This window comes from Streptomyces sp. CB02400 (assembly GCF_001905725.1).
In the GTDB taxonomy this organism is placed as follows: Bacteria; Actinomycetota; Actinomycetes; order Streptomycetales; family Streptomycetaceae; genus Streptomyces; species Streptomyces atrovirens.
On record NZ_LIWB01000021.1, the window covers coordinates 132,793 to 157,454 of the forward strand.

At 71.7% G+C, this 24,662-nt stretch carries 24 protein-coding genes; 2 read left to right on the forward strand and 22 right to left on the reverse strand.

Translation table 11 applies throughout. From position 1 onward, the window contains the following. Positions 1 to 61 precede the first annotated feature (61 nt). The 16 genes from whiG to AMK33_RS34920 all read right to left on the reverse strand — a co-directional run bounded on the left by whiG (position 62) and on the right by AMK33_RS34920 (position 12,529). A complete protein-coding gene (gene whiG, locus AMK33_RS34845; protein WP_073937021.1) occupies positions 62 to 904 on the reverse strand; it encodes an RNA polymerase sigma factor WhiG in 843 nt (280 codons plus the stop codon). A gap of 282 nt (positions 905 to 1,186) precedes the next feature. After that, entirely contained in the window at positions 1,187 to 2,347 is a 1,161-nt protein-coding gene (gene dprA, locus AMK33_RS34850; protein WP_073937022.1) for a DNA-processing protein DprA, read from the reverse strand. Continuing rightward, positions 2,344 to 3,969, reverse strand: a complete 1,626-nt coding sequence (locus AMK33_RS34855) for a YifB family Mg chelatase-like AAA ATPase (protein WP_073937023.1) — start codon at positions 3,967 to 3,969, stop codon at positions 2,344 to 2,346. The genes dprA and AMK33_RS34855 overlap by 4 nt, the downstream gene beginning before the upstream one ends. Position 3,970: 1 nt before the next feature. Further along, positions 3,971 to 4,399, reverse strand: a complete 429-nt coding sequence (locus tag AMK33_RS34860; protein WP_073937024.1) for a YraN family protein — start codon at positions 4,397 to 4,399, stop codon at positions 3,971 to 3,973. Between the two features lie 79 nt (positions 4,400 to 4,478). Then, positions 4,479 to 4,787: a DUF2469 domain-containing protein gene (locus AMK33_RS34865; RefSeq protein ID WP_003965949.1), complete on the reverse strand. Its 309-nt coding sequence runs from the start codon at positions 4,785 to 4,787 to the stop codon at positions 4,479 to 4,481. A 53-nt stretch (positions 4,788 to 4,840) separates the two neighbouring features. Beyond that, positions 4,841 to 5,368, reverse strand: a complete 528-nt coding sequence (locus AMK33_RS34870; RefSeq protein WP_073937025.1) for an NUDIX hydrolase — start codon at positions 5,366 to 5,368, stop codon at positions 4,841 to 4,843. Further along, positions 5,358 to 6,119 (reverse strand): signal peptidase I, encoded by a 762-nt coding sequence (gene lepB / locus AMK33_RS34875; protein WP_073937026.1) that lies wholly within the window; start codon positions 6,117 to 6,119, stop codon positions 5,358 to 5,360. Before lepB (AMK33_RS34875) ends, AMK33_RS34870 begins: the two co-directional genes overlap by 11 nt. Positions 6,120 to 6,152: 33 nt before the next feature. Then, on the reverse strand, positions 6,153 to 7,142 hold the full coding sequence (gene lepB, locus AMK33_RS34880; protein WP_073937027.1) for a signal peptidase I: 990 nt from the start codon (positions 7,140 to 7,142) through the stop codon (positions 6,153 to 6,155). Then, on the reverse strand, positions 7,054 to 8,121 hold the full coding sequence (gene lepB, locus AMK33_RS34885; RefSeq protein WP_073937028.1) for a signal peptidase I: 1,068 nt from the start codon (positions 8,119 to 8,121) through the stop codon (positions 7,054 to 7,056). The genes lepB (AMK33_RS34880) and lepB (AMK33_RS34885) overlap by 89 nt, the downstream gene beginning before the upstream one ends. Beyond that, positions 8,114 to 8,845, reverse strand: coding sequence for a signal peptidase I (lepB, locus tag AMK33_RS34890; RefSeq protein WP_073937029.1), 732 nt, complete (start codon positions 8,843 to 8,845; stop codon positions 8,114 to 8,116). The genes lepB (AMK33_RS34885) and lepB (AMK33_RS34890) overlap by 8 nt, the downstream gene beginning before the upstream one ends. A gap of 45 nt (positions 8,846 to 8,890) precedes the next feature. Beyond that, a complete protein-coding gene (gene rplS / locus AMK33_RS34895; RefSeq protein WP_004924850.1) occupies positions 8,891 to 9,241 on the reverse strand; it encodes a 50S ribosomal protein L19 in 351 nt (116 codons plus the stop codon). Between the two features lie 133 nt (positions 9,242 to 9,374). Further along, positions 9,375 to 10,208 carry a tRNA (guanosine(37)-N1)-methyltransferase TrmD gene (gene trmD / locus AMK33_RS34900; RefSeq protein ID WP_073937030.1) on the reverse strand — a complete coding sequence of 278 codons (834 nt, stop codon included), beginning with the start codon at positions 10,206 to 10,208 and terminating at the stop codon, positions 9,375 to 9,377. Continuing rightward, on the reverse strand, positions 10,208 to 10,759 hold the full coding sequence (gene rimM / locus AMK33_RS34905; RefSeq protein WP_073937031.1) for a ribosome maturation factor RimM: 552 nt from the start codon (positions 10,757 to 10,759) through the stop codon (positions 10,208 to 10,210). Before rimM ends, trmD begins: the two co-directional genes overlap by 1 nt. Positions 10,760 to 10,868: 109 nt before the next feature. Then, positions 10,869 to 11,108, reverse strand: a complete 240-nt coding sequence (locus AMK33_RS34910; protein WP_003973401.1) for an RNA-binding protein — start codon at positions 11,106 to 11,108, stop codon at positions 10,869 to 10,871. Positions 11,109 to 11,110: 2 nt separating this feature from the next. Further along, the gene (gene rpsP, locus AMK33_RS34915) at positions 11,111 to 11,530 is read right to left on the reverse strand and encodes a 30S ribosomal protein S16 (RefSeq protein WP_030866131.1); all 420 of its coding nucleotides are present in this window, start codon (positions 11,528 to 11,530) and stop codon (positions 11,111 to 11,113) included. A 399-nt stretch (positions 11,531 to 11,929) separates the two neighbouring features. Continuing rightward, positions 11,930 to 12,529 (reverse strand): hypothetical protein, encoded by a 600-nt coding sequence (locus AMK33_RS34920; RefSeq protein ID WP_073937032.1) that lies wholly within the window; start codon positions 12,527 to 12,529, stop codon positions 11,930 to 11,932. 584 nt (positions 12,530 to 13,113) lie between these two features. Here AMK33_RS34920 and AMK33_RS34925 point away from each other — a divergent pair. Beyond that, positions 13,114 to 13,965: a methyltransferase domain-containing protein gene (locus AMK33_RS34925; RefSeq protein WP_073937033.1), complete on the forward strand. Its 852-nt coding sequence runs from the start codon at positions 13,114 to 13,116 to the stop codon at positions 13,963 to 13,965. A 59-nt stretch (positions 13,966 to 14,024) separates the two neighbouring features. On the opposite strand, the gene ffh is transcribed toward AMK33_RS34925, so the two are convergent. From ffh to nsdA, 5 genes are all read right to left on the reverse strand, one after another. Beyond that, entirely contained in the window at positions 14,025 to 15,575 is a 1,551-nt protein-coding gene (ffh, locus tag AMK33_RS34930) for a signal recognition particle protein (protein ID WP_073937045.1), read from the reverse strand. 222 nt (positions 15,576 to 15,797) lie between these two features. Further along, positions 15,798 to 18,239 carry a [protein-PII] uridylyltransferase gene (locus AMK33_RS34935; RefSeq protein WP_073937034.1) on the reverse strand — a complete coding sequence of 814 codons (2,442 nt, stop codon included), beginning with the start codon at positions 18,237 to 18,239 and terminating at the stop codon, positions 15,798 to 15,800. Positions 18,240 to 18,262: 23 nt separating this feature from the next. Next, entirely contained in the window at positions 18,263 to 18,601 is a 339-nt protein-coding gene (locus AMK33_RS34940; protein ID WP_030231663.1) for a P-II family nitrogen regulator, read from the reverse strand. Continuing rightward, positions 18,598 to 19,938, reverse strand: a complete 1,341-nt coding sequence (locus AMK33_RS34945; protein WP_073937035.1) for an ammonium transporter — start codon at positions 19,936 to 19,938, stop codon at positions 18,598 to 18,600. The genes AMK33_RS34940 and AMK33_RS34945 overlap by 4 nt, the downstream gene beginning before the upstream one ends. 348 nt (positions 19,939 to 20,286) lie before the next feature. After that, positions 20,287 to 21,783: a transcriptional repressor NsdA gene (gene nsdA, locus AMK33_RS34950; RefSeq protein ID WP_073937036.1), complete on the reverse strand. Its 1,497-nt coding sequence runs from the start codon at positions 21,781 to 21,783 to the stop codon at positions 20,287 to 20,289. 446 nt (positions 21,784 to 22,229) lie between these two features. Here nsdA and AMK33_RS34955 point away from each other — a divergent pair, with 446 nt between their 5' ends. Beyond that, complete coding sequence (locus tag AMK33_RS34955; RefSeq protein WP_073937037.1) at positions 22,230 to 22,895, forward strand: bifunctional DNA primase/polymerase; 666 nt, start codon at positions 22,230 to 22,232, stop codon at positions 22,893 to 22,895. A gap of 295 nt (positions 22,896 to 23,190) precedes the next feature. Here AMK33_RS34955 and ftsY read toward each other — a convergent pair whose 3' ends face one another. Continuing rightward, on the reverse strand, positions 23,191 to 24,393 hold the full coding sequence (gene ftsY / locus AMK33_RS34960) for a signal recognition particle-docking protein FtsY (protein ID WP_073937038.1): 1,203 nt from the start codon (positions 24,391 to 24,393) through the stop codon (positions 23,191 to 23,193). Between the last annotated feature and the right edge of the window lie 269 nt (positions 24,394 to 24,662).

Consider the following 24,662-nt stretch of genomic DNA (forward strand, 5'->3'; position numbering starts at 1 on the left):
CACTTTACGGACGCCCCGCCCGTGGCGGCCAGAGGACCGGCCCGCTCCGAGCCGGAAGGGCTCAGCGGCCGAAGCCCGCCAGTTTCGCGCGCAGCTGCAGCACGGACTTGGTGTGGATCTGGCTGACCCGGCTCTCGGTCACGCCCAGCACATTGCCGATCTCGGCGAGGGTGAGCCCCTCGTAGTAGTACAGGGTGACCACGGTCTTCTCCCGCTCCGGCAGTGTGTTGATGGCCCGCGCGAGGAACCTCCGCAGCTCCCGGTCCTCGGCCACCTCCACCGGGTTGTCGGCGGCCGTGTCCTCCAGGGTGTCCATGAAGCTGAGCTGATCGCCGCCGTCGCCCCCGGCGTGCAGCAGCTCCTCCAGCGCGACGACGTTCGCCAGTGACAACTGGCTGAAAACCGCGTGCAGATCGGCCACCGTGATGCCCATCTCACCGGCGACCTCGCTCTCCGACGGCGTGCGGTGCAGCCGCGCCTCCAGCGTGGCGTAGGCGCGCTCCACGTTGCGCGCCTTCTGCCGCACCGAACGCGGGATCCAGTCCAGCGCCCGCAGCTCGTCGATCATCGCGCCCCGGATGCGGGTGATCGCGTAGGTCTCGAACTTGATCTCGCGGTCGACGTCGAACTTCTCGATCGCGTCGATCAGCCCGAAGACCCCGGAGGAGACGAAGTCCGCCTGCTCGACGTTGGGCGGCAGCCCCACGCTGACCCGGCCGGCGACGTACTTCACCAGCGGCGAGTAGTGCAGGATCAGCTGCTCCCGCAGTCTTTCGTCCCCCGTCGCCTTGTACGACCGCCACAGCTCGTCGAGTGTCGAGGGAGCGGGCGGCCGCACGCTGCCACCGTCGCGGGCGGCTGGGGGGATCGCCGCCCGGTCGGACCCGGAGGTGTGCTGGGGCATTCGTCGCCTTGTGCCGTTCTGCTGTGGACCGGTGCTGCCTGGGTGCGCTGTCTGTCCGATGTCTGGGTGCCTGTCCTTGCCTGTCCGTGTCGGGATCCTCGTGAGCGTAGCGTGACTGCGGCGTCGCGGTGTGCGAAGAAGCGAGGTAGGACCGTGCGCAGATTCGTTCCGGGTGCCGTTCCACCGGGGCGCACCCGTCGCTCTGAGTGATCGACGGGGTAGTCCAACTGACGTAAATTCCAAGGGGTGTCGGGATTCCCCCGGACGGCCGAACACGCTGTGTCAGCGAGGCTCGGGACCGTCCCGGACCGGGATCATCGCCTGGCGCGTCAACTTCCAGCCGTCGCCGTGTCGTTCGACGTGACCAAGTGCTCGTAGTTCGTACAGTCTGGCGATCGCGTCGTCCGGGGTGGTCTGCGCGGCGAGCGCGATCTCGTCGGGTCGGGCCGTTCCGCGCCCCGGCAGCGCGGCGAGGACCTGCCGTCCGGCCGGGTCGAGCAGGTCCCGGGGCAGCACCGGCCCCCGGCGTTCCGGTGCGAGTTCGCCCATGTCGCCGACCAGTTCGACGACCTCGGCGGCATCGGTGACCAGCACCGCGTCCTGCCGCAGCAGTTCGTGCACCCCGGCGGAGAGCCCGCTGGTGGCCGGCCCCGGTACTCCCATCGTGTGGCGTCCCAGACGGCGGGCCGCCCGGGCGGTCGCCAGGGAGCCGCTGCGGTGGGCGGCCTCGACGACGACGGTGCCCCGGGTGAGCGCGGCGATCACCCTGTTGCGGAGGATGAACCTGCTCGGTGTCGGGTGATCACCGGGCGGCAACTCGCCGACGACCAGTCCCTGTTCGGCGATTCTGCCGATCAGCCCGGTGTGGCCGCGCGGGTAGGGCCGGTCGACTCCGCAGGCGAGTACGGCGATGGTGGCGCCGCCCGAGCCGAGGGCGCCGCGGTGGGCGGCGCCGTCGACCCCGTAGGCGCCGCCGGAGACCACGATCCAGCCGCGTTCGGCGAGGCCGGCGGAGAGGGTGGCGGCCATGTGCGCGCCGTACTCGGTGCAGGCGCGGGCGCCGACGACGGCGACCGAGCGCAGCGCCCACATCCGCAGGTCCGCTCCCCCGCGCACCCACAGCCCGAGCGGCCGGGCGTCGCCCAGGTCGTCGAGCTGTCCGGGCCATTGCGGGGTGCCGGGACCCACGAAACGCACCCCGGCGTCCCGCGCGACGGCGAGGTCCCTGCGCGGTTCGGCCCGCTCGGCCCGGGCCAGTAACCCGGCCCACCGCTTCCCGCTCACCCCCGGCAGCGGGTCCCCCCGCTCCCGCAGCCGTCGCACCACGGCGTCCACGCCGAGCTCCCGCACCCAGCGCCCGCCGGTCTCGTCACCGGGTTCGACGACCCGGGTGAGGAAGACCCGGCCGAGCAGTTCGTCACCGGGTCCGTCCACGGCGCTCATACCCCCGCCCCGATGGCCATGGGCACCCCGCGCGGGACGCCGGTGCGCAACTGCAGGGCGAGGGCGACGTCCGCGGCGCCGGGCCGCTCGTGGCCGGCCAGGTCGGCGACGGTCCAGGCGACCCGCAGGACCCGGTCGAGTCCCCGGGCGGTGAGCACGCCCCGTTCCAGGCTCCGCTCGGCGTCGTCCATGGCGCCGGGGGCGGCGTGCCAGCGGCTGCGCAGCTCCCGTCCGGGGACCTCGCTGTTGGTGCGCCACGGGGTGCCGGTGAGCCGCGCCGCGGCACGGTCCCGGGCCGCGCGCACCCGGTCGGCGACCGTGGCGGTGGTGTCGCCCCGGGCGCCGCCCGCCGTCAGTCCGTCACGCGTGACGCGGTCGACCTCGACCCGCAGGTCGACCCGGTCGAGCAGCGGCCCGGACAGCCTGGCCTGGTAGCGGCGGATCGCCGAGGGCGGGCACTCGCACTGCTCGTTCGTCCGCGAGAAGCGCCCGCAGGGGCACGGGTTGGCGGCGAGCACCATGAGGAAGCGCGCCGGGAAGCGCACGACACCGGCGCTGCGCGCGATGATCACGTGTCCGGACTCCAGCGGCTGCCGCAGGGCGTCCAGGGCCTTGCCACTGAACTCCGGGGTTTCGTCCAGAAAGAGCACGCCTCGATGTGAGAGGGACACCGCTCCCGGCCGGACCGTACCGGCGCCGCCGCCGACGAGTGCCTGCATGGTGGCCGAGTGGTGCGGGGCGCAGTAGGGGGCCGTGTCGATCAGGGGTTTGCCCACGGGGAGCAGTCCCGCCACCGAGTGCACGGCCGTCACCTCGAGCGAGGCCTGCCGGTCCAGCGGCGGCAGGATCGACGGCAGCCGCTCCGCGAGCATGGTCTTGCCGGCGCCCGGCGGTCCCTCCAGGAAGAGGTGGTGTCCGCCCGCCGCGGCCACCTCCACGGCCGTCCGTGCCGCGAGCTGGCCCACGACGTCCGCGAGGTCATGGCCCTGGTCGTGCGATGCCGCGCCGACGCCGTGCATCCCGGTGTCCGCTCCGGTGCCCGGGGCGCGCAGCCCCGCCAGCAGCGGGTCGGGCCGTGTCTGGTCCTCGGCGTCCTCCTCCGGCACGGGCTCGTCGGTGAGCACCGCGATCAGCTGGCGCAGACTGCGGACGCCCAGGACGGACACGCCCGGCACCAGCGAGGCCTCGGCGGCGGCGCACTCGGGCACCACCACCTGCTCGTATCCCGCGTCGGCCGCGGCCAGTACCGCCGGCAGGATGCCGCGCACCGGCCGCACCCGGCCGTCGAGGCCCAGCTCGCCGATCATGACGATGTCGCCGAGCACCCTCGGATCGATCCGTTCGGCGGCGCCGAGCACGGCGCAGGCGACCGCCAGGTCGAAACCGCTGCCGGCCTTCGGGACCGACGCGGGGCTGAGTCCCACGGTGAGTTTCTTCTGCGGCCACTCGCCGCCGGAATTGACCACGGCCGCCCTGACCCGGTCCCTGCTCTCCGTCAGGCTCTTGTCCGGCAGCCCCACCAGCGTGAAGGCCGCGACCCCGGGCTCCAGGTCGGCCTGGACCTCCACGACCACGCCCTCGACGCCCACCAGCGTCACCGAGCACGTACGCGCGAACCCCATGTCAGGCCACCCCCCGGACGTGCTCGACCACGGGTGCGCCGCGGGCCGGCAGCAGCACGCCGACCAGGTCGATGCGGACCCCGCCGGGCGGCGCTCCCCCGTGTTCCTGGAGCCAGCGTTCGGCGAGGCCCCGCAGGCGGTCGGCCTTGGCCGCCGTGACCGCCTCCATGGGGTGCTGGAAGGGTCCTGCCCTGCGGGTCTTCACCTCGCAGACGACCAGGGCGTCCCCGTCGCGGGCCACGATGTCGATCTCGCCGGTCCTGCCGCAGCGCCAGTTGCGCCGCAGGACCGTCATCCCGTCCTGGGTCAGCCGCCGTGCGGCCAGTGTCTCGCCGTACCTGCCGAGTGCGCTGCGTGCCCGATGTGCGCTCTGTGCGTTCCGCGTGTTCTGTGCGTTCATGTCGGCACCACCTCCGGCGCCAACGGTCACGCATCCCGCCCGACGGAGTGGATCTTGGTGCGGAACCCGGCGACTGTGGACAACTCCGTCACCCGCACGAGTACGCCGGTCACCCGCCCGGCAGCTCCAGGTCGCTCTTGTTGAGCTCCTCGATGTTCACGTCCTTGAACGTCAGCACGCGCACCTGTTTCACGAACCGGGCCGGCCGGTACATGTCCCAGACCCAGGCGTCCGCCATCGACACCTCGAAGAACACTTCGCCCTGGACCGAGTGCACCTGCATCTCGTAGTCGTTGGTGAGGTAGAAGCGCCGTTCGGTCTCGATCACGTATTTGAACAGACCGACGACATCGCGGTACTCCCGGTAGAGCTTGAGCTCCATCTCGGTCTCGTACTTCTCGAGGTCCTCGGCGCTCATGGCATGTTCCCCTTCAGCCGTGCGATCCCACCATTGTGCGCCAGTCCCGGGCGTCACTGGACGATTTCGGTGTCCAGGGTCACGGGTCCGGCCGGGGGACCTTCGTCGAGCAGTGCGCGCAGCAGCCCGGCGAGTCTGGTCGGATACACCGTCTCATGTGTCCGGGCGAGTTCCGGGCACGTCCACCAGCGGGCTCCGGCGACACTGCGCCGCTCCAGCTCGGTCAGCGCCGTGGCCGCGGTCGCGGTCTGGGTGGTGCGGGCGAGGTAGTACCACTCGTCCTGGTCCCAACGGCGGCCGGCGAACGGGAAGGAGCACCTCCGCCGCCACAGCACGGGTCCGAGTTCGACCTCGGTGATGCCGGTCTCCTCGGCGAGTTCCCGCAGGGCGGCCTGTTCACGGGTCTCGTCGCCCTCCACGCCGCCGCCGGGCGTGAACCACCAGTCGTCGGCGGGGTCGTCCGGTTCGTGGCCGTGCAGCAGCAGGATGCGGTCCCGCGGGTCGAGCAGGACGACCCGGGCGACCCTGCGCAGTCCGCCCGTGTAGGAGTCCCCGACCGCCGGGACGGGCTCAGCGGGCACCGGCGGCCCCCGCGTCGGTCCGGGTCCTGGACGCACCCGCCCGCTTGGCGAAGGGACCGTACGCGGCCCCGCCGAGAATGAGCACGGTACCGGCGATCACCAGTGCGGCCACGGTCCTGAGCGGGCCCGGCGAGGAGAGCGCGCCGAGCTGTTCGAAGCCGGTGGGCGCCTCGAGCATGCCGTTCATCGGCCAGACCACGGCGTCGACCCTGGCCTGGACCGCACCGCGGGAGACGGTGCCGCCGGCGGCGTCGGTCAGATGGGCCGTGGAGTCCAGCGACCCGGAGCGCTCGTCACCGAGCAGGAACAGGCGCCCCTTCGGCACGGCCACCTCGGGGATGGCGCCGAACTCGGCCGCCGTGCCCCCGGAGAGATACGGCTCGTCGATCTCCTCGCCGTTGACCTCCAGCTTGCCGTCCCGGCAGCAGGAGACCGTGTCACCGCCGACGGCGACCACCCGCTTCACCATGGGGAGGTCCGACCACGTCGTGTCCGTGAAGACGACCACGTCACCACGGCGGACGTCATCACCGTCGATGCGCTCGGCCAGCACCCGGTCACCGGCACCGATCGTCGGCGCCATCGACGGGGTGGGCACGGTGTACGGCCGGTACAGCACCGCTCCCCAGACGAATCCGCCGAGGAACATCACCAGGCCCAGGGCCACGGCCAGCCCGGACAGCCGCTGCCCGGTCCTGCTGCCCGGGTCCCTGCTGCCCGGGACCGTACGCGTCGTGCTCTGACCACTCATGGGCGGCACCCTACCCGGCGGTACCGGACAGGGTCAGCCCTCCCGGCGGCCCTCCCCGACGCCGTACCGCCGGCGCCGCCAGAGCACCAGCGGCACCGCGCCCGCGAGCGCGAGTCCCTGGGGCGCGGCCGTCAGGACCGCGGCGGACGACGGTCCGGCGGCCAGACCGGGCTGGTCGAAGGTGTCCGGGACGGGCAGGTTGGTCCAGCGGTTGACCGGCCAGGCGATGACGACGGCACGGCCGACGACCTTGTCCACGGGAACGAAACCGTTGTTCTTGTCGCCCTGGTTGTAGCGCGAGTCCCGGGAGTTCTGCCGGTGGTCGCCCATGACCCAGATGTGACCCTCGGGGACCTTGACCTTGAACTGGCCGCCCTGGTCGTCCTGGCTGCACGGGGTGTTGCCGGGATACACGTACGGCTCGTTCAGCGCCATGCCGTTGACCTTCAGCGGGCCGGTGCCCTTGCATTCGATCGTGTCACCACCGACTCCGACGACCCGCTTGATCAGGTCCTTCTCCTCCGCGGACGGCATCAGACCGATCCAGCTGAGGACCTTCTGCAGGGGGTTCGGGTCGGGCGTCGGCTCGCCGGCCAGCCAGTTGTCGGGGTCGTGGAAGACGACGACCTCGCCGCGCTCGGGCTCGGAGCCGAACCAGGGGGTGAGCTTGTCGACGAGCACACGGTCACCCTGCTGGAGGGTGTTCTGCATCGAGTCGGAGGGGATGGAGAACGCCTGCACCAGGAACGTCTTGATCAGCAGCGCCAGCACCAGCGCGATACCGATCAGGATCGGCAGCTCCTTCCAGAAGGAGCGGGGCTGCTTCGCCTGGGGGGTGTCGTCGCCCGAACCGCCCTGCGCCGTGGGGGGCTGCTCGCCCCCGGGTCCGTCGCCGTCACCCGCCGGGGAGTCGTTCCCGGAGGTCACGAAGTCGTCAGCCGCCGGACCCGCCGCTTCCACGGGACGTCCGCGGTGCTCCTCGCCCTCGCGCCCGGACCGTGCGCCAACCGCCGCATCCCCCACGCCAACTCCTCACTCTCTGCCGCCGCCCGCGCCATGCCCGGCGCAGGCCCACCACTCCCATAACGAGCGGGAGTTCCGCAGGGCTCGGGAGCTGGACCATTCCATCGGGATCGTCCGGGGCAACCCTATGCGACAGCGGGGCGGCAGCGGTCGACCCCGGCACCGAGTCCGACACGGACGCGTAGGCCGTCGGTTCCTCCAGTGTGCTCCAGTGGCCGAGCGGCCAGGCGATGACCATGGCCCGGCCCACCACCTCGTCCTCGGAGACGGTGCCGCCGTAGTCGGTGTCCTGGTGGGAACGGGAGTCTGCGGAGTTCGCCCGGTGGTCGCCCATCACCCACAGCCGCCCCTCGGGGACGGTGACGTCGAACGGAGTCGCGGACGGGGCGTTGCCGGGGTACAGGTAGTCCTCGTCCAGGGGAACGCCGTTGACGGTGACCCGGCCCTGCTTGTCGCAGCACTGGACGCGGTCGCCGCCGACGCCGACGACCCGCTTGATCAGGTCCTTCTCGTTCTCGGACGGCAGCAGCCCGATGAAGGTGAGTCCCTCCTTGATCTGCTTGATCCCGACGGGGTCGTCCTTCTTCGGCGTGGTCTGCTCGTCCCGGAGCCAGCCGCCGGGGTCCTTGAACACGACGACGTCCCCGCGCTGCGGCTTGGAGCCGAACCACGGGGTGAGCTTGTCGACCAGCACCCGGTCGCCGATCCGGATCGTCTGCTCCATGGAGCCGGACGGGATGACGAAGGCCTGGACGAGGAACGTCTTCAGCACCAGCGCTATCACGACGGCGACACCCACGAGGAGGGGGATCTCCTTGACGGCGCTGCGCCTGCGGCGCCGCTTGACCTTGCGCTGGAGCTTGCGCCGCTCGGCCCGGCTGCGTCCGGGGCCCGGACCGGTCGCGCGGCGGGAGCCGGTGGGCAGCAGGTTCTCCGCGGCGCTGTCCGGGACGCCGCGGGGTTTGCCGCGGTTACCCATGGGCGCCCCCCGCCGCGTTCGTCTCCGGGGCGGGCACGCGCGCGTAGGCGTCGGGCCGGTGCAGCCGGGTGGCGTGGTCGAAGGGCCATACGATCCCGTCGGCGCGGCCGGTCACGCTGTCGACCGGGATCATGCCGCCGCCGGGCGAGCCGAGGCGGTCGCGGGAGTCGCTGGAATTGCTGCGGTGGTCACCGAGGACGAACAGGCGCCCGTCGGGCACGACGACGTCGAAGGGCACCGTGGAGGGGCTGTCGCCGGGGAACAGGAAGCCCGACTCGTCGACCGACCGGCCGTTCACCCGGATCCTCCCCTCCCCGTCACAGCAGACCACATGGTCCCCGCCCACCCCGACGACCCGTTTGACGTAGTCGGCGTCACCGAAATACCCGGTGCCGTCGAACACGATCACGTCACCGCGCTGCGGCCCGGCACCGAAGCTGTACGCCAACTTATTTACGAGCACGCGGTCCCCGACCCTCAATCCGTGTTCCATCGATCCACTGGGAATCTGGAACGGCCGCGCCACGAACGTGTTCACCGCCAGCAGGAACACCAGGCAGAGCAACAGAGTCAGGGTAATCCGCCCGCCGGGCAGCCATGGCGTGAGGCGCGGCACCAACGCGGAACGCGACCGCCCCTCCGGCCCCGCCGTCCCCGAGGTGTTCTCGGGTCCGGCCGGGGGGAGGGAACGGTCGCGCTCCGTCGGCTGTGCTTCGGTGTCCATCGGGGCCAGATGCTATCCGGCCGCGATATGACGCCGGTAAAGCGCTCAGTTCTCGCGCTTCTCCTTGATCTTCGCCGCCTTGCCGCGCAGCTCGCGCAGGTAGTACAGCTTGGCGCGGCGGACGTCACCGCGGGTGACGAGCTCGATCTTCTCCACGATCGGGGTGTGCACCGGGAAGGTGCGCTCGACGCCGACGGAGAAGGAGACCTTGCGGACCGTGAAGGTCTCGCGCACGCCGGCGCCCTGACGGCGGATGACCACGCCCTTGAACTGCTGCACACGGGAGCGGTTGCCCTCGATGACGCGCACGTGGACGTTCACGGTGTCGCCGGGACGGAAGGCGGGGACGTCGCTGCGCAGCGACGCGGAGTCGACGGAGTCGAGCAGGTGAGACATTTCGTCTGCTTTCTTCGCTGATGCCGCAGGTCATCAACGGCAACTAGAGGCTGGGACCGATGCCGTGCGGTTCGGGACGGGCGTCGTGTCCCCCTGCGGCAGGGGCGCACGCCGGACGACGCACAGCAGCGGCCTATTCTTCCACGCCGTCGGTCCTGCGCCAAAATCGGCCGTACGGCTCTCCGGCGGGGTCCGGTTCCCAGCCCAGGATGGACAGCATCTCGCGGTCCTTCTTGTCGAACGCCTCGGGGTCACAGCGCTCGATGAGGTCGGGCCGGTTGGCGGTGGTCCGGCGCAGCGCCTCGTCGCGCCGCCAGCGGGCGATCTTCCCGTGGTGGCCGCTGAGCAGCACGTCCGGGATGCCGCGCCCGCGCCACTGCGGCGGCTTGGTGTGGACGGGGCCCTCCAGGAGACTCGCCATGGCCCCGGGCGCGAAGGAGTCGTCGCGGTGCGACTCGGCGTTGCCGAGGACGCCGGGGAGCAGCCGTGCGACGGCCTCCGTGACGACGAGGACCGCCGCCTCGCCGCCGGCCAGCACATAGTCGCCGATGGACACCTCGTACACGGGCATCCGGGTGGCGTACTCGTCGATGACACGGCGGTCGATGCCCTCGTAGCGGGCCGGGGTGAAGACCAGCCAGGGGCGCTCGGAGAGCTGGACGGCGAGTTCCTGGGTGAAGGGACGGCCGCTGGGGGTGGGGACGATCAGGGTCGGCTCGCGGGAGCCGGTCTCGTAGCCGTCCGCCAGGACCGAGTCCAGCGCGTCTCCCCACGGCTCGGTCTTCATGACCATGCCGGGGCCGCCGCCGTACGGGGTGTCGTCGACGGTGTTGTGCCGGTCGTACGTCCAGTCGCGCAGGTCGTGCACGTGGACGTCGAGCTGTCCACGCGCGCGTGCCTTGCCCACGAGGGAGACGTTCAGCGGTTCGAGGTACTCGGGGAAGATCGTGACGACGTCGAGCCGCATCACGCCTCGTCCCCTGCGTCCCGGGAGGAGGCGACCTCCGCGCGGTCGTCGATCAGGCCGGGCGGCGGGTCGACGACCGCGCGCTGCTCCTCCAGGTCGATCTCGGTGACGATCTCCTCGACGAACGGCACGTACACCTCGGTGCCGTCGGGGCGCTCGACCACGAAGAGGTCCTGGGTGGGCAGGTGCGAGATCTCGGTGATCCGGCCGACCTGCTCGCCGTCCTTCGTGACGACGTCGAGGTCGATCAGCTGGTGGTCGTAGTACTCGTCCTCGTCCTCGGGCCGCTCGTCCGGGTCGACGTCTGCGATGAGGAGGGTGTTGCGCAGGGCCTCGGCGCCGTTGCGGTCGCGGACGCCCTCGAAGCGCAGCAGGAGGCGGCCGCTGTGGACGCGGCCGGTCTCGATGGTGAGCGGCCCGACGGAGGCGGGGTCGGTGGTCAGGACGGCACCGGGCCCGAGCCTCAGCTCCGGTTCGTCGGTACGGACCTCCACGGTGACCTCGCCCTTGATGCCATGGGCGCGGCCGATGCGAGCGACTACCAGCTGCACTGTGCTTGATCTCCTGTCGAACTGCGACGAGCCGTTCACGGCTCATACGACTGCGGGCCGGGGACGGCCCAGTGGCCCTCCCCGGCCCGAGCCGGTGCTGCGTTCGGCGTCAGCGGACGTGGTCCACGTCGACGAGGTCGACACGGACACCGCGGCCGCCGATGGCGCCCACGACGGTACGCAGAGCGCGTGCGGTGCGGCCGTTGCGGCCGATCACCTTGCCGAGGTCGTCCGGGTGGACCCGGACCTCGAGCACACGCCCGCGGCGCAGGTTGCGCGAGGCGACCTGCACATCGTCAGGGTTGTCGACGATGCCCTTCACGAGGTGCTCGAGAGCCTCCTCGAGCATGCTCAGGCCTCGGTCGACGCGGACTCGGCGGCGGCCTCGTCCTTCTTCTCAGCCTTCTTCTTCTGGGTGATCGCCTCACCCTTGCCCTCGTCCTCGCCACCGAGCGCCTCGAAGGACGGGCGGGCGGGCTTCTCGGCCGCCTGCAGCAGCGGAGCCGGGGCGGGCTCGCCCTTGAACTTCTGCCAGTCGCCGGTCTTCTTCAGGATGGCGAGCACGGGCTCGGTCGGCTGGGCGCCGACACCGAGCCAGTACGCCACGCGCTCGGCGTCGACCTCCATCACCGACGGGTTGTACGTCGGGTGGTACTTGCCGATCTCCTCGATGGCCCGGCCGTCACGGCGGGTACGGGAGTCGGCGACGACGATGCGGTAGTGAGGCGAACGGATCTTGCCCAGACGCTTCAGCTTGATCTTGACTGCCACGGGAGTGGACTCTCCTGATTTTGACGTGGTTGGGCACGGCGGGATGTGCCGCGTGGGGTTGCGGTACCCGAGTGCCCGATGGACGCGTCAGCCGGAGGAGAGAGGGGTCCTGTTCGGCTGTCGAGTACAGCTGGCCATTCTGCCACACCCTGCGGGGCGGGGGTGACCGAGGGGTGGGCACGCCTGACGGGCGCCCGGCGCCGGTGCGGGCCGGGGGCGGGTCTGCGCGGCCCGGCGCGGTACGAGGTGCTCCGCGCTGATGTGGGCCGGGAGGTGTTCGCGCGGCCCTGCGCTTGCAGGGTGCCGTCGCGCCCACCCGTGCCGCCCCAGCGGCACGACTGCCCGCGGGAGCGGCGGGGCGGCGGGGTGATCCCCGGCATCCACGAGATGCCGGGGCCGTCAGCTTGCTGCTGCTACCACTTCTGGGATCTGGAAGGGTTTGCCGCAGCCGCCGCAGACGATGGGGGCCTGGGCGAGGACCGAGGGGACGACGCGGACGTTGCGGCCGCAGTCGCAGACGGCCTTGACGCGGACGCCGCCCCCGGAGGAGCCGTGCCGCGCGGCCGGACCGCGGAAGCTGCGGGCCGTGTCGCCCGCGGTCGCCGCGGAGTGGGCCTTCAGGGCGCGCTGGAGGCGTTCCGTCGTCGGACGGTAGCGGCGCTTCGCCTCGGGAGTGAGCGTGACCAGGGAGAAGCCGCTGCTGGGGTGCGGTTCCTCGGGGTGGTCCAGGCCCAGTTCCTCGGCGATCGCGAGGAATCTGCGGTTGTGGTAGCGGCCGGCGCGGGATGTGTCGCGTACACCGCGCGCGGCGGCGACGCCGTGGACTGCCTCGTGCAGCAGTCGTTCGAAGGAGAGTTCGTGACCGCACGCGGACGACGACTCCCCGATCAGGGACTCGGGCGCGGCAAGATCGGGCAGCTCGGGGTGGTACCGCTGAATATCGGCCCACGCCTGCGCCAGCTCTGCGGCGAGAACAGGTGGTGTCTGTGTCGTGCTCACGTAATGACAACGAGCCTGGGTGCCTCTGTGTTCCGATTCCGGGGCATCCCAAATAATTTGCACGTACCCGTCAGTTGCCGCTGATGCGTCCTGACGAGTACGGGTGCGCTGATCTGCGGAGAAGCCTCGCAGCTCGCCTCAAGGTGGTGCGTAGGCTGACGTACGCCCCCACGTGTAAGCGGTCTCCGCGCGGCGGTGCGCGCGAGGCTCGCGGGCGCGCAAGAGGCGTTTCGGTCGCTCTCGCGGGGATCCGGCGCCCGGCTCGGCGGGCACGCCACGGGCGCGACGTTACCGGGTCCGCCCCCGCGACCGCGCACCGCCCCGCCACAAGCCACTCCCGGTTCCGTCGACCTTGGCCGGAACCGGCGTACGGGTGCCTTCGCCATGACGGACCGGACGGCCCGGGATTACCGGAATGTGAATTCTTGCCACTGGCACAAGCCGACTGCCAACCGCGGCCGCATTCCACTGGACGACACGACGAGGGCGGAGTTTCCTGGCATACGGGGGTGTGCGGGGCGCACTGCACGGGGGCCAGGGAATGGGGCACTGCGGCAACTCTCGGCTGATTGGGGCGCTTACCTATGACACCTACGCTCGTGCGGCAGCACCCGCCTCGCACGGGGGCCGTCCCCCGTGTGGACCTGCGTGCACGCGCGCGTGACTGGTCCGAGATCCAGGAGCGGATGCTCGTACCGCTCTACGAGGCCGTCTACGAGCGACTGGACGTGGGATCCGCGACACGGCTGCTCGGCCTCGGCTGCGGCTCCGGGCTGGCCCTGCTGATGGCGGCCTCGCGCGGTGCCGCGGTCACCGGCGTCGACACCTGTGCCGACCGGCTGGCCCTCGCGCGGGAGCGGTTGCTGCCCGACGAGCAGCGGGAGCCGCGCGCGCGTGCCGACAACCGGATCGTGCACGGCTCACCCGCCCAGGCCGCTCGCACGGACGCGTACACCGTGGTGACCGCCTTCGAGCCGATCGGCTGCCTCGCGGGCGACGCGGAGGGGCTGGCCGACCTGCTCGCCGAGGCGGTGCCGCTCGCCGGGCGCGGAGCGGCCGTGGTGCTGGCCGGCTGGGGTCCGCCGGAGCGGTGCGCCACGGCGTCCGTGCTCCGGGTGGCCACCAAGCTGGCGGAGCCGTTGCGCGGCGCGGGCACCTGGCGTCCCACGGACCGCGACGACCTGGAGCGGGTCGCCGCGCGGGCGGGGCTGAGGCCGGACGGCTCCGGACGGGTGGCCTGCCTGTTCGGCTACGCCGACGCGGACAGCGCGGTACGGGGCCTGAAATCGACCGGGCTGTTCGACCCGGCGGTCACGGCCACGGACCAGGCGCAGGTCGACAAGGAGCTGGCGGAGGCCCTGCATCCGTACCAGCGGCAGGACGGGACCGTGTGGATGCCGAACGTGTTCCGGTACCTCGTCGCGCGCACGCCCTGAGACACGCCACTGGGGCGCCCTTCGCGTGAGGGGCGCCCCGTGACGTACCGGCGTGGGTCTCAGCCCATGAACTTCTTGAACTCGTCGGGCAGCTCGAAGTCCTTGCCGCCCTGCTGCGGCAGACCGAAGGCGCCCGCGCCCTCCGCGGCGGCGGCGCGGCGCGCGGCCTCCTCCTGCTCCTGCTGCTTGCGCTTCATCGGGTTGCCGGAACGCTGCTTGCCCTTGGCCTGCTTCTGCTTCTTCTTCGTCCGGCCGGGCCCGCCGCCCATGCCCGGCATCCCGGGCATCCCCGGCATGCCGCCGCCCTGGGCCATGCGGGACATCATCTTGCGAGCCTCGAAGAACCGCTCGACCAGGCCCTTCACGGCGCTGACCTCGACACCGGAGCCCTTGGCGATACGGGCGCGGCGCGAGCCGTTGATGATCGTCGGCTCCTGGCGCTCGGCCGGGGTCATCGACTTGATGATCGCGGCGGTTCGGTCGACGTCCCGCTCGTCCAGGTTGTTGATCTGGTCCTTGATCTGGCCCATGCCGGGGAGCATGCCGAGCAGCTTCGAGATGCTGCCCATCTTCCGGACCTGCTCCATCTGGGCCAGGAAGTCGTCCAGGGTGAAGTCCTGGCCCTTCTTCGACGCCAGCTTGGAGGCCATCTTCTCGGCCTCTTCCTGGCTGAACGTCTTCTCCGCCTGCTCGATCAGGGTGAGCAGGTCACCCATGTCGAGGATGCGGGAGGCCATCCGGTCCGGGTGGAAGGCGTCGAACTCGTCGAGCTTCTCACCGTTGGACGCGAACATGATCGGCTTGCCGGTGACCTGCCGGATCGACAGGGCCGCACCACCGCGCGCGTCACCGTCGAGCTTGGAGAGCACCACGCCGTCGAAGCCGACGCCGTCGCGGAACGCCTCGGCGGTGTTGACGGCGTCCTGACCGATCATCGCGTCGACGACGAACAGGATCTCGTCCGGAGAGACGGCGTCACGGATGTCCGCGGCCTGCTGCATCATCTCCTGGTCGATGCCCAGGCGGCCGGCGGTGTCCACGATCACGATGTCGTGGACCTTGGTCTTCGCGAACTCGATGGAGTCCTTGGCGACCTTCACCGGGTCGCCCACACCGTTGCCCGGCTCGGGCGCGTAGACGGCGACGCCCGCGCGCTCGGCGACGACGCTGAGCTGGTTGACGGCGTTGGGGCGCTGGAGGTCGGCGGCGACCAGCACCGGCGAGTGGCCCTGCTCCTTCAGCCAGCGGCCGAGCTTGCCCGCGAGGGTGGTCTTACCGGCACCCTGCAGACCGGCCAGCATGATCACGGTCGGCGGCTGCTTGGCGAAGCGCAGGCGGCGGGTCTCGCCGCCGAGGATGGTGATCAGCTCGTCGTTGACAATTTTGACGATCTGTTGCGCGGGATTGAGAGCCTTCGAGACCTCGGCCCCGAGCGACCTTTCCTTCACGTTCTTGATGAAGGCTCGGACGACGGGCAAGGCCACGTCCGCTTCAAGGAGGGCAATGCGGATCTCACGCGCCGTGGCGTCGATGTCCGCTTCGGACAGCCTGCCCTTGCCCCGAAGGGATTTGAAAGTGGCTGACAAGCGGTCGGAGAGAGTATCGAACACGGCGGCGTAGGTCCTCGCGTCGGCGGTGGTGTGGGTCGTCCTCCAGGGTATCCGGACGCGCAAGCAAATCGTCCCTGCCCGCTGCGAAGAGCGGACAGGGACAGAAGGACCCCCGCAGCGGCGGGGAGGACGCATTACACACGTCAGCGCCAAAGGCGCTTTCTGGATCACCCTCGCAACAGCGGGGAGCACAACCTGTAAACGCAGGACCTCTCCGGAAGGTCACGCCCGCAGCGCCTCCTCCAGCTTCCGGGCCACGGCCACCGCCTCATCACCCGGCAAAGGCACACCCCGCTCCTGCGTCACGTAGAAGGCGTCCACCGCGTTCGCCCCCAACGTGCTCACATGCGCGCTCCGCACCCGCACCGCCGCGTCCTCCAGTGCCCGCCCGATCCGGAACAGCAGGCCCGGAGCGTCCTGCGCGCGGACCTCTATCACGGTGGCGTGCCGGGAGGCGGCCGGGGCGACCGTCACGCGCGGGGGCGGGGCGATCACGCCCCGGCGGCGCGGGTAGGCGGCGTCCCGTTCGGCGAGGCGGGCGGCGATGTCCAGGGTGCCGTCGAGGGCGCGTACGAGGTCCGCGCGGAGGCGGGCGGCCTGGGGCAGGGAGCCGTACTCGGCGGCGACCCGCCAGTCCAGCAGCAGCACGGAGCCGTCCACGCCGTCCGGGAGGTCCAGGGCCCGCAGCTCCGCTGTCCGTACGGTCAGCCGGTGCATGGCGAGCACCCCGGCCACGGCGGGCAGCACGCCCGCCTGGTCGGGTACGGCGATGCGCAGTTCCACGCCCAGCGGTTCGGGGTCGCCGGAGGGCTCGGCGGGCGGCTCGGTCTGCGCCCGCAGGGACAGCACGGGCGCGCCCGTGGCGACCGCCTCGATCGCGAGGCGCTCCTGTTCCGCGGTGGGCGCGGCCTCCTCGGGCCCGTCCGGGGCGTCTCCGGAGAGCACGGCGGAGACCCGTCCGACCAGGTCGGCGACGAGCGAGGCGCGCCAGGACGACCAGGCGGCAGGACCGGTGGCGAGGGCGTCCGCCTCGGTGAGGGCGTGCAGCAGTTCGAGGGTGCCCTGGGCGCCGACGGCGTCGGCGACCGCGCGTACGGTGGCGGGGTCCTCCAGGTCGCGCCGGGTGGCGGTCTCGACGAGCAGCAGATGGTGGCGTACGAGGGTGGCGATCACGGTGACGTCGTGCTGGTCGAAGCCGATGCGGGCGGCCACGTCCCGGGCGATGACCTCGCCGGCCACCGAGTGGTCGCCGGGCCAGCCCTTGCCGATGTCGTGCAGCAGCGCGGCGACCAGCAGCAGGTCGGGGCGGCTGACGCGGCGGGTGAACGCGGAGGCGCGTACGGCGGTCTCGATGAGGTGCCGGTCGACGGTCCACAGGTGCACGGCGTTGCGCTGCGGGCGGCAGCGCACCCGGTCCCAGTCCGGCAGCAGCAGGCTGACCAGGCCCTCCGCCTCCAGCGCCTCCCAGACCTCGACGGTGGGGCGCCCCGAGCCCAGCAGGGTGACGAGCTGTTCGCGGGCCTCGGCGGGCCAGGGCGCGGGCAGCGGGCGCGCGCCGACCGCCATGCGCCGTACGGCGTGCAGGGAGAGCGGGAGTCCGGCCTGGGCGGCGGCGGCCGCGGCGCGCAGGGGGAGCACGGGGTCGCGTTCGGGGCGCGCCGCGCGGGCGAGTACCACCTCGCCGTCCTGCTCCACGATCCCCTCGGCCAGCGGGGAGCGTTCGGGGGCCTGCTTCCCACCCCCCAGCATGGCGCGCAGCCGGGGCCGCACCGCGCGGGAGCGCAGGACGCGTCCCACTTCGCGCCAGGTGACGTCACCGGCGTAGGCGATGACCCGCGCGGCCTCGTAGACCTGCCGCAGCAGCGCGTCCGCGTCGAGCACGCCCAGTTCAGCCGCGACCTGGTCCTGTTCCTGGAGCGCGAGCCGGTCGGTGGCACGCCCGGTCGTCAGATGCAGGGCGTCCCGTACGTCGAGGAGCCGGCGGCGGGCGTCGGCGAGGCCCTCGCGCGGGGCGTCGGCGAGCCAGGAGGCGGCCACCGCGCGCAGGGCGGTGGCGTCGCGCAGTCCGCCGCGGGCCTCCTTGAGGTCGGGTTCCAGGAGGTACTGCAGTTCGCCCTGGCGTTCGGCGCGTTCCTCGCACAGCTCCCGCAGGGCGGGGAGACGTTTCGGCGCCTGGTTGCGCCAGTCGGCGAGGACCGCCGTGCGCAGCGCGGTGGTGAGGCCGAGGTCGCCGGCGATGTGCCGGGCGTCGAGGAGGCCGAGCTGCACCTTGAGGTCCTCGCCCGCGGTCCTGCGGGCCTCAGCCGGGGTGCGGACGGAGTGGTCGAGGGCGAGGCCCAGGTCCCAGACGGGGTACCAGAGGCGGTCCGCGAGGGCGGCGACCGCCTCGGGGTCGGTGCCGTCGTGCAGCAGGAGCAGGTCGAGGTCGCTGCGCGGGGAGAGTTCCGCGCGCCCGTAGCCGCCCACGGCGACCAGGGACACTCCGCGCGCCCCCTCCGCGCCCGCCGCGAACAGTCCGCCGAGCCAGTCGTCGGTGAGGTCCGCGAGGGCGGTACGGCGCGGCGGCCCGGACCGCGCCTCCTCGGTGAGGAGGCGCAGCCGGGCCGCCGCGTAGCCGCCGGGTCCCGGGTCCTCTGCTTCTTCCGTCACGTTCGTACTCGTCACCCGGCGGCTCCCGTTCTCGTGTGTCAGAGCGCGTCCGGACCGCGCTCGCCGGTCCGCACCCGTACGGCCGTCTCGACCGGGATCGACCAGACCTTGCCGTCACCGATCTTTCCGGTGCGGGCCGCCTTGACCACGACGTCGATGAGCTGCTCGGCGTCGTCGTCCTCGACCAGCACCTCGATGCGGATCTTGGGCACCAGGTCGACGGTGTACTCGGCACCGCGGTAGACCTCGGTGTGGCCGCGCTGGCGGCCGTAGCCGCTGGCCTCGGTGACGGTCAGTCCGTGTACTCCGAAGGCCTGCAGGGCCTCCTTGATCTCGTCGAGCCGGTGCGGCTTCACGACGGCGGTGATGAGCTTCATGCGTCCACCTTCTTGCTCTCGGCCGGGGCGGCGGGGGCGGTGGCGGCGGTGCGGGCCGCGCCGCCGCCGGCGCCGCTGAAGTCGTATGCGGTCTCGGCGTGCTCGGCCTGGTCGATGCCGGCCACCTCGTCGTCCTCGGAGACTCGCATACCGATGGTCTTGTCGAGGAGGAGGGCGAGGACCGCGGAGACGACCAGGGAGTAGGCGAGGACGCCGAAGACACCGGCGCACTGCTTCCAGAACTGGTCCAGGCCGCCGCCGTAGAAGAGGCCCGCGACGTCGGACTGGCCCTTGCCGGTGGCGAAGAAGCCGATGAGCAGGGAGCCGAGGATGCCGCCGACGAGGTGGACGCCGACGACGTCGAGGGAGTCGTCGTAGCCGAGCTTGTACTTCAGGCCGACGGCCATGGCGCACAGCACACCGGCGATGACGCCGACGGCGATCGCGCCGAGCGGGGAGACCGCGCCGCCGGCCGGGGTGATGGCGACCAGACCGGCGACCGCGCCGGAGGCGGCGCCCAGTGTGGTGAACGCGCCGTGCCGGATCTTCTCGTAGGCGAGCCAGCCGAGGACCGCGGCGCCGGTGGCGACCTGGGTGTTGACGAACATCAGCGCGCCGACGCCGTCGTCGTTGCCGAGCCACGAGCCGGCGTTGAAACCGAACCAGCCGAACCACAGCAGACCGGCGCCGAGCATGACCAGCGGGAGGCTGTGCGGGCGCATCGGGTCCTTCTTGAAGCCGACGCGCTTGCCGATCACCAGGATCACACCGAGCGCGGCGGCACCGGCGTTGATGTGGACCGCCGTACCGCCGGCGAAGTCGATGACGCCCAGTTCGAAGGCCCAGCCGCCGGCGCCCCAGACCCAGTGCGCGACCGGGAAGTAGACGACGGTGGCCCACAGGGCGATGAACAGCGCCCACGCGGTGAACTTCACGCGGTCCGCGAGGGCGCCGCTGATCAGCGCGGGCGTGAGGACGGCGAACATCAGCTGGAAGACCAGGAAGACGAAGACCGGGATGGTGTAGCCGTCCCACAGCTCCGTCAGGCCGATGTCGCTCAGTCCGACCCAGTCGGAGTTCCAGCCGATGACGCTCCCGGAGTCGGTGCCGAACGCCATGGAGAAGCCGTACAGCACCCACAGGACGGTCACGATGCCGAGGCTGATGAAGCTCATCATCAGCATGTTCAGGGTGCTCTTGACGCGGACCATGCCTCCGTAGAAGAAGGCGAGACCCGGGGTCATGAGCATCACCAGGGCGGAACAGATGAGCATGAACCCTGTGTTGGCGGCGGACAGCGTGGGCGCGTCTGCGGCCAGGGTGATGGCTGGTGCCATCGGCGTCTCCTCGTCGTTGGTACGGCCCCGTGCGGGCGAAGCCTTGAGCGGATTGAGGGGTGGGCCGGTTATGCGCCATGAGATTGGCGCAGCGCCGTTTCGGTGGAAGCCCCTCGTTGTTTCGCCGCCGTGACGAAGGCACCTGGCGTGTTACGGGTCGATGAACTGCCGGATCCGGGGCGCGCCGATCGTTATCGTGGCGCAACCTCGGGTGTACGGCGGTGAGCCGTGGCCGGGGAGACACACGACCGGCCGCGGCCGGCCTCCGAATGACCTGGCATGGGGGAGCCGAGTCGGGCAGTTCGGGAGGGCCGGCCGCGGCCGGGGCCTAGCGGTACCTCGGGGGTGTCAGACCGCCTCCGCGGACTCGGGCAGCTCGATCGCGAGCCGCTCGCCGAGTTCGACGACTTCGGCGAGGTCCCCGAAGTCGCGTACGGCGGTGTCGACCGTCTTTCGGATACGGGTGTTGACGCGCTCGGAACGGACCTTCTTGGCCGCCTTGATGGCCTCGGTGGCGAGAACCGCGCTCTGCTCGGGCTCGCTCTGCAGCAGGTGGACGGTGGCCATGCCGATCAGGTTGAGGGCGTAGGAGCGCTGGTGTTCGCCGCCCTCCTGGCCGAACAGCTCCACGGCCCGCTTCATCAGCGGCTCGGCGAGCGAGGCGTAGGTGGGGCTGCGGCCGGCGACGTAGGCGAGGTCGCGGTAGGAGTGGGAGTTCTCCGCGTACAGCTCGGCCTCGGAGAAGAAGCGGATCCAGTCGGGGTCGGGCTCGTCCCACTCGTCGGCCTCGGCGAAGGTGTCCTCGGCCATCCGCACCGCCCGCTTGCAGCGGCCTGGCTGGCCCATGTTGGCGTAGGCGCGGGCCTCCATCGCATACAGCATGGACTGGGTGCGCGGGCTGGCGCAGTCCCGGCTGCCGTACTGCGCGAGGTGGATCAGCTCCAGGGCGTCCTCGGGCCGGCCGAGGTGGATCATCTGCCGGCTCATGCTGGACAGCACGTACGAGCCGAGCGGCCGGTCGCCGGCCTCCTTGGCGGAGTGCAGGGCGAGCACGAAGTACTTCTGCGCGGTGGGCTGGAGCCCCACGTCGTACGACATCCAGCCGGCCAGTTCGGCGAGTTCGGCGGCGACCTTGAACAGGCGCCGGTTGGTGGACTCGGGCTGGGGTTCCTGGAGCAGGTCGGTCACCTCGTGCAGCTGTCCGACGACCGCCTTGCGGCGCAGGCCGCCACCGCACTGGGCGTCCCACTGCCGGAACATCACGGTGGTGGTCTCCAGCAGGTCCAGCTCCGGCTTGGACAGTCGGCCGCGGGCCCGCGCGGCGGAGGACACCGGTTCGGTCTCGGGCCGGGCCGGCGTGGCGGGCGGGGAGGGGACGAGCCAGCGCTGCATGGGCTCGATGAGGGACGGGCCCGCGGAGAGGGCCAGCGAGCTCCCGAGGAAGCCGCGCCGCGCCAGCATCAGGTCGCTGCGCGAGAACTCGCTGAGCAGGGCCACGGTCTGCGGGCCCGTCCAGGGGAGGTCGACGCCGGTCGCGGAGGGCGCCGGGCGGGTGGTGCGCAGGCCCAGGTCCTCGACGGAGACGACGACGCCGAAGCGTTCGGAGAACAGTTCGGACAGGATTCTGGGGATCGGCTCGCGCGGGTTCTCGCCGTCCAGCCAGCGGCGCACGCGCGAGGTGTCGGTGGAGATGTGGTTGGCGCCCAACTGGCGTGCCCTGCGGTTGACCTGGCGGGCGAGCTCGCCCTTGGACCAGCCGCTGCGGACGAACCATGACGCGAGCAGCTCGTTCGGGCGTTTCTCCGCGCTCGTAGCGTTCGTCCCGCCACCGCCGTTGCCGCTCACTGGAACGCCCCCATCCCTGAAGACCACTTGTCGCCGATTGCGCCAAGCCCTATCAGAATGCCGGTTGTCGGGGCCGCCCGTCCGACGGTTGTCACCCTTCGAACGGAAAGCCGAGTTGCCTCCGGCATACCCACGAGTGCATGTGCCCCAAGAAGCCGTGCACACAAAGTAACCCTACGATCACCCGTCTCACCATGACGGAACCGCAATCGCCACCATTCGCCACCCCTTCGAATGAACTCACCGTTGCCATCCCACGATTCACTTGACACAGGACAGCCAAGAGTGGATGCAGCGATGCAGTGAGGGGCGCGCATCGCCGGACGCACCACCCTTGACGCTTCGAAGCGCTGGTTGAGCGGAACGGCGTCGGGAAGTCGGAAACAGAGAGTCACTTTCTGCGTTCGCTACGTGACCACCGGTACGTCGGACCCGTTGGAGGGGGCATGGGCTTCACGATCGGTATCAGTCGGGGCATCCGCGACATCCGGTCCGGTTCGCGTCGCCGGAGCCGCTCCTCGGACGGCACCGTCGTGGCGGAGTACACCGGGCTGTGGGGCTGGGACGTGGTGCCGGGCGTCCGGGCCGCCGCGGGCGCCTGCTCCTGCGGCCGCGCCGGCTGCCGGGCACCGGGCGCGCATCCGCTGGACCACGCGCCGGTGATCCGCGCCGGGGCCCCGCTGGACGAGGTGACCGCGGTCTGGTCGGAGTTCCCGGGGGCCTCGCTGATGCTGCCGGTCGGGCGGGCGTTCGACGTGATCGAGGTCGCGGAGGCCGCCGGGCGCCACGCCCTGGCCCGGCTGGAGCGCATGGGCCTGCCGGTCGGTCCGGTCGCCGCCACCCCGGACGGCCGCGCCCACTTCTTCGTCGCCCCCGGCGCCGCCGCCGCGCTCCCCGACCTGCTCTACCGCATGGGCTGGGACGTCCCGGCCGCCCTGGACCTGCGCGGCCTCGGGCCCGGTACGCACATCACGGCACCACCGTCCGACCGGGGCGACCTGGGCCCGGTCCGCTGGCTCCGCTCCCCCGCCCTGGACTCGGCGTCCTCCCCACCGGAGGCCCGTCTGCTCCTGGGCACACTGGCATACGTGGCCCACCGCTCGGGGGCGTAACCGTCCCCGCGGACAGTCGCGCCACCGTCCCCGCCTTCCGCGGGCAGCCGCCTGGCCGCCGCCCTCCGCGGGCAGTCGTGCCTCCCCCAGTGCCCTAAGGGCCTGGGAGGTACCCCCAGGGCGGCACGGGTGGGCGCGACGGCACCCCGCAAACGCCGGGCCGCGCGAACACCCCCCCGGCCCACACCCACGCCGGGGCCCCCGGACATGGCGAAGCGCCCGTCCCCCGGTCCACTCAGGGGCGGGCGCTTCTTCGCGTCTGCCGAATCCGTCCGACGGAGTCGGAGTCAGGGCCTCACTCCCCGATAAGGGCATCCACGAACGCCTCCGGCTCGAACGGCGCCAGATCATCCGCCCCCTCACCGAGCCCGATCAACTTGACCGGCACACCCAGCTCACGCTGCACGGCGATCACGATGCCACCCTTGGCCGTACCGTCCAGCTTGGTCAGCACGATGCCGGTGATGTCGACGACCTCGGCGAACACCCGCGCCTGGACCAGACCGTTCTGCCCGGTGGTGGCGTCGAGCACGAGCAGCACCTCGTCCAGCGGAGCCTGCTTCTCCACGACCCGCTTGACCTTGCCCAGCTCGTCCATGAGACCGGTCTTGGTGTGCAGCCGCCCCGCGGTGTCGATGAGCACGGCGTCGGCGGTCATCTCCTTGCCCTCCTTGACCGCGTCGAACGCGACGGAGGCCGGGTCACCGCCCTCCGGACCGCGCACGGTGTGGGCGCCGACCCGCTCGCCCCAGGTCTGCAGCTGGTCGGCGGCGGCGGCACGGAAGGTGTCGGCGGCGCCGAGCACGACGGTGTTGCCGTCGGCGACCAGGACGCGGGCGAGCTTGCCGGTGGTGGTGGTCTTGCCGGTGCCGTTGACGCCGACGACCATCACGATGCCGGGGCCGCCGGCCGCGTTCTCGGTGTGCACGGTGCGGTCCATCTCGGGACCGACCAGCGTGATCAGCTCCTCGCGGAGCAGTCCGCGCAGCTCCTCGGGGGTGCGGGTGCCGAGCACCTTCACGCGCTCGCGCAGCCGCTCGACCAGCTCCTGGGTGGGCTGCACACCGACGTCGGCGGTGAGCAGGGTGTCCTCGATCTCCTCCCAGGTGTCCTCGTCGAGGTGCTCGCGGGACAGCAGGACGAGCAGGCCCTTGCCCAGGGCGTTCTGCGAACGGGAGAGACGGGCGCGCAGCCGGACCAGACGGCCGGCGGTGGGCTCCGGGATCTCGATCTCGGGAGCCTCGGCGGCGGGCGGTTCCTCGATGACGACGGGACCGGCGCCCGCCGGAAGATCAACCTCCTCTATGGTGCGCCGCGGTTCCTCCCGCGGCGTCTCGGCCTCTTCGCCGACGTGCGGCTCGGCCGGAGGGGCGGTGATGTCGGGCGCGGCGGGCGGCGGCGGGGGCAGCGGCTTCTTGCGCCGGCTGCCGACGATGAGCCCGCCGAGCGCGCCGAGCACGACCACGGCGATGACTACAGCAAGGATGACGATGTCCATAACAGCCCCAGTATGGCGTGACCTCCTGCGAGGCCGTTCGCTGTACGCGCGGGGCCCTTGGCCCCGTCGGGCCGGGCCGGCCCGACGCTCTGCCCTGTGCCGGGCGGAAGCCCTCAGGATGGGGTCACAACGCGTCCGGTACCGGACGTGTGCGGGGCGCGCGGAGGCGATGTCGGATGCCTGGTCCCCAGGAACACACACCGCCGCCCGGCCCGGGAAGTGCCCCGGCCGGGCGGCGGTGAAGGTACGGGGAGAGGGGCAGCGGGGAC

Coding starts and splice junctions, on each gene's coding strand:
- whiG (WP_073937021.1), bottom strand. CDS start 904: ATGCCCCAGCACACCTCCGGGTCCGACCGGGCGGCGATCCCCCCAGCC.
- dprA (WP_073937022.1), bottom strand. CDS start 2,347: ATGAGCGCCGTGGACGGACCCGGTGACGAACTGCTCGGCCGGGTCTTC.
- AMK33_RS34855 (WP_073937023.1), bottom strand. CDS start 3,969: ATGGGGTTCGCGCGTACGTGCTCGGTGACGCTGGTGGGCGTCGAGGGC.
- AMK33_RS34865 (WP_003965949.1), bottom strand. CDS start 4,787: ATGAGCGCCGAGGACCTCGAGAAGTACGAGACCGAGATGGAGCTCAAG.
- lepB (WP_073937026.1), bottom strand. CDS start 6,119: ATGAGTGGTCAGAGCACGACGCGTACGGTCCCGGGCAGCAGGGACCCG.
- lepB (WP_073937028.1), bottom strand. CDS start 8,121: ATGGGTAACCGCGGCAAACCCCGCGGCGTCCCGGACAGCGCCGCGGAG.
- lepB (WP_073937029.1), bottom strand. CDS start 8,845: ATGGACACCGAAGCACAGCCGACGGAGCGCGACCGTTCCCTCCCCCCG.
- rplS (WP_004924850.1), bottom strand. CDS start 9,241: ATGTCTCACCTGCTCGACTCCGTCGACTCCGCGTCGCTGCGCAGCGAC.
- trmD (WP_073937030.1), bottom strand. CDS start 10,208: ATGCGGCTCGACGTCGTCACGATCTTCCCCGAGTACCTCGAACCGCTG.
- AMK33_RS34910 (WP_003973401.1), bottom strand. CDS start 11,108: ATGCTCGAGGAGGCTCTCGAGCACCTCGTGAAGGGCATCGTCGACAAC.
- AMK33_RS34925 (WP_073937033.1), top strand. CDS start 13,114: ATGACACCTACGCTCGTGCGGCAGCACCCGCCTCGCACGGGGGCCGTC.
- AMK33_RS34940 (WP_030231663.1), bottom strand. CDS start 18,601: ATGAAGCTCATCACCGCCGTCGTGAAGCCGCACCGGCTCGACGAGATC.
- AMK33_RS34945 (WP_073937035.1), bottom strand. CDS start 19,938: ATGGCACCAGCCATCACCCTGGCCGCAGACGCGCCCACGCTGTCCGCC.
- AMK33_RS34955 (WP_073937037.1), top strand. CDS start 22,230: ATGGGCTTCACGATCGGTATCAGTCGGGGCATCCGCGACATCCGGTCC.
- ftsY (WP_073937038.1), bottom strand. CDS start 24,393: ATGGACATCGTCATCCTTGCTGTAGTCATCGCCGTGGTCGTGCTCGGC.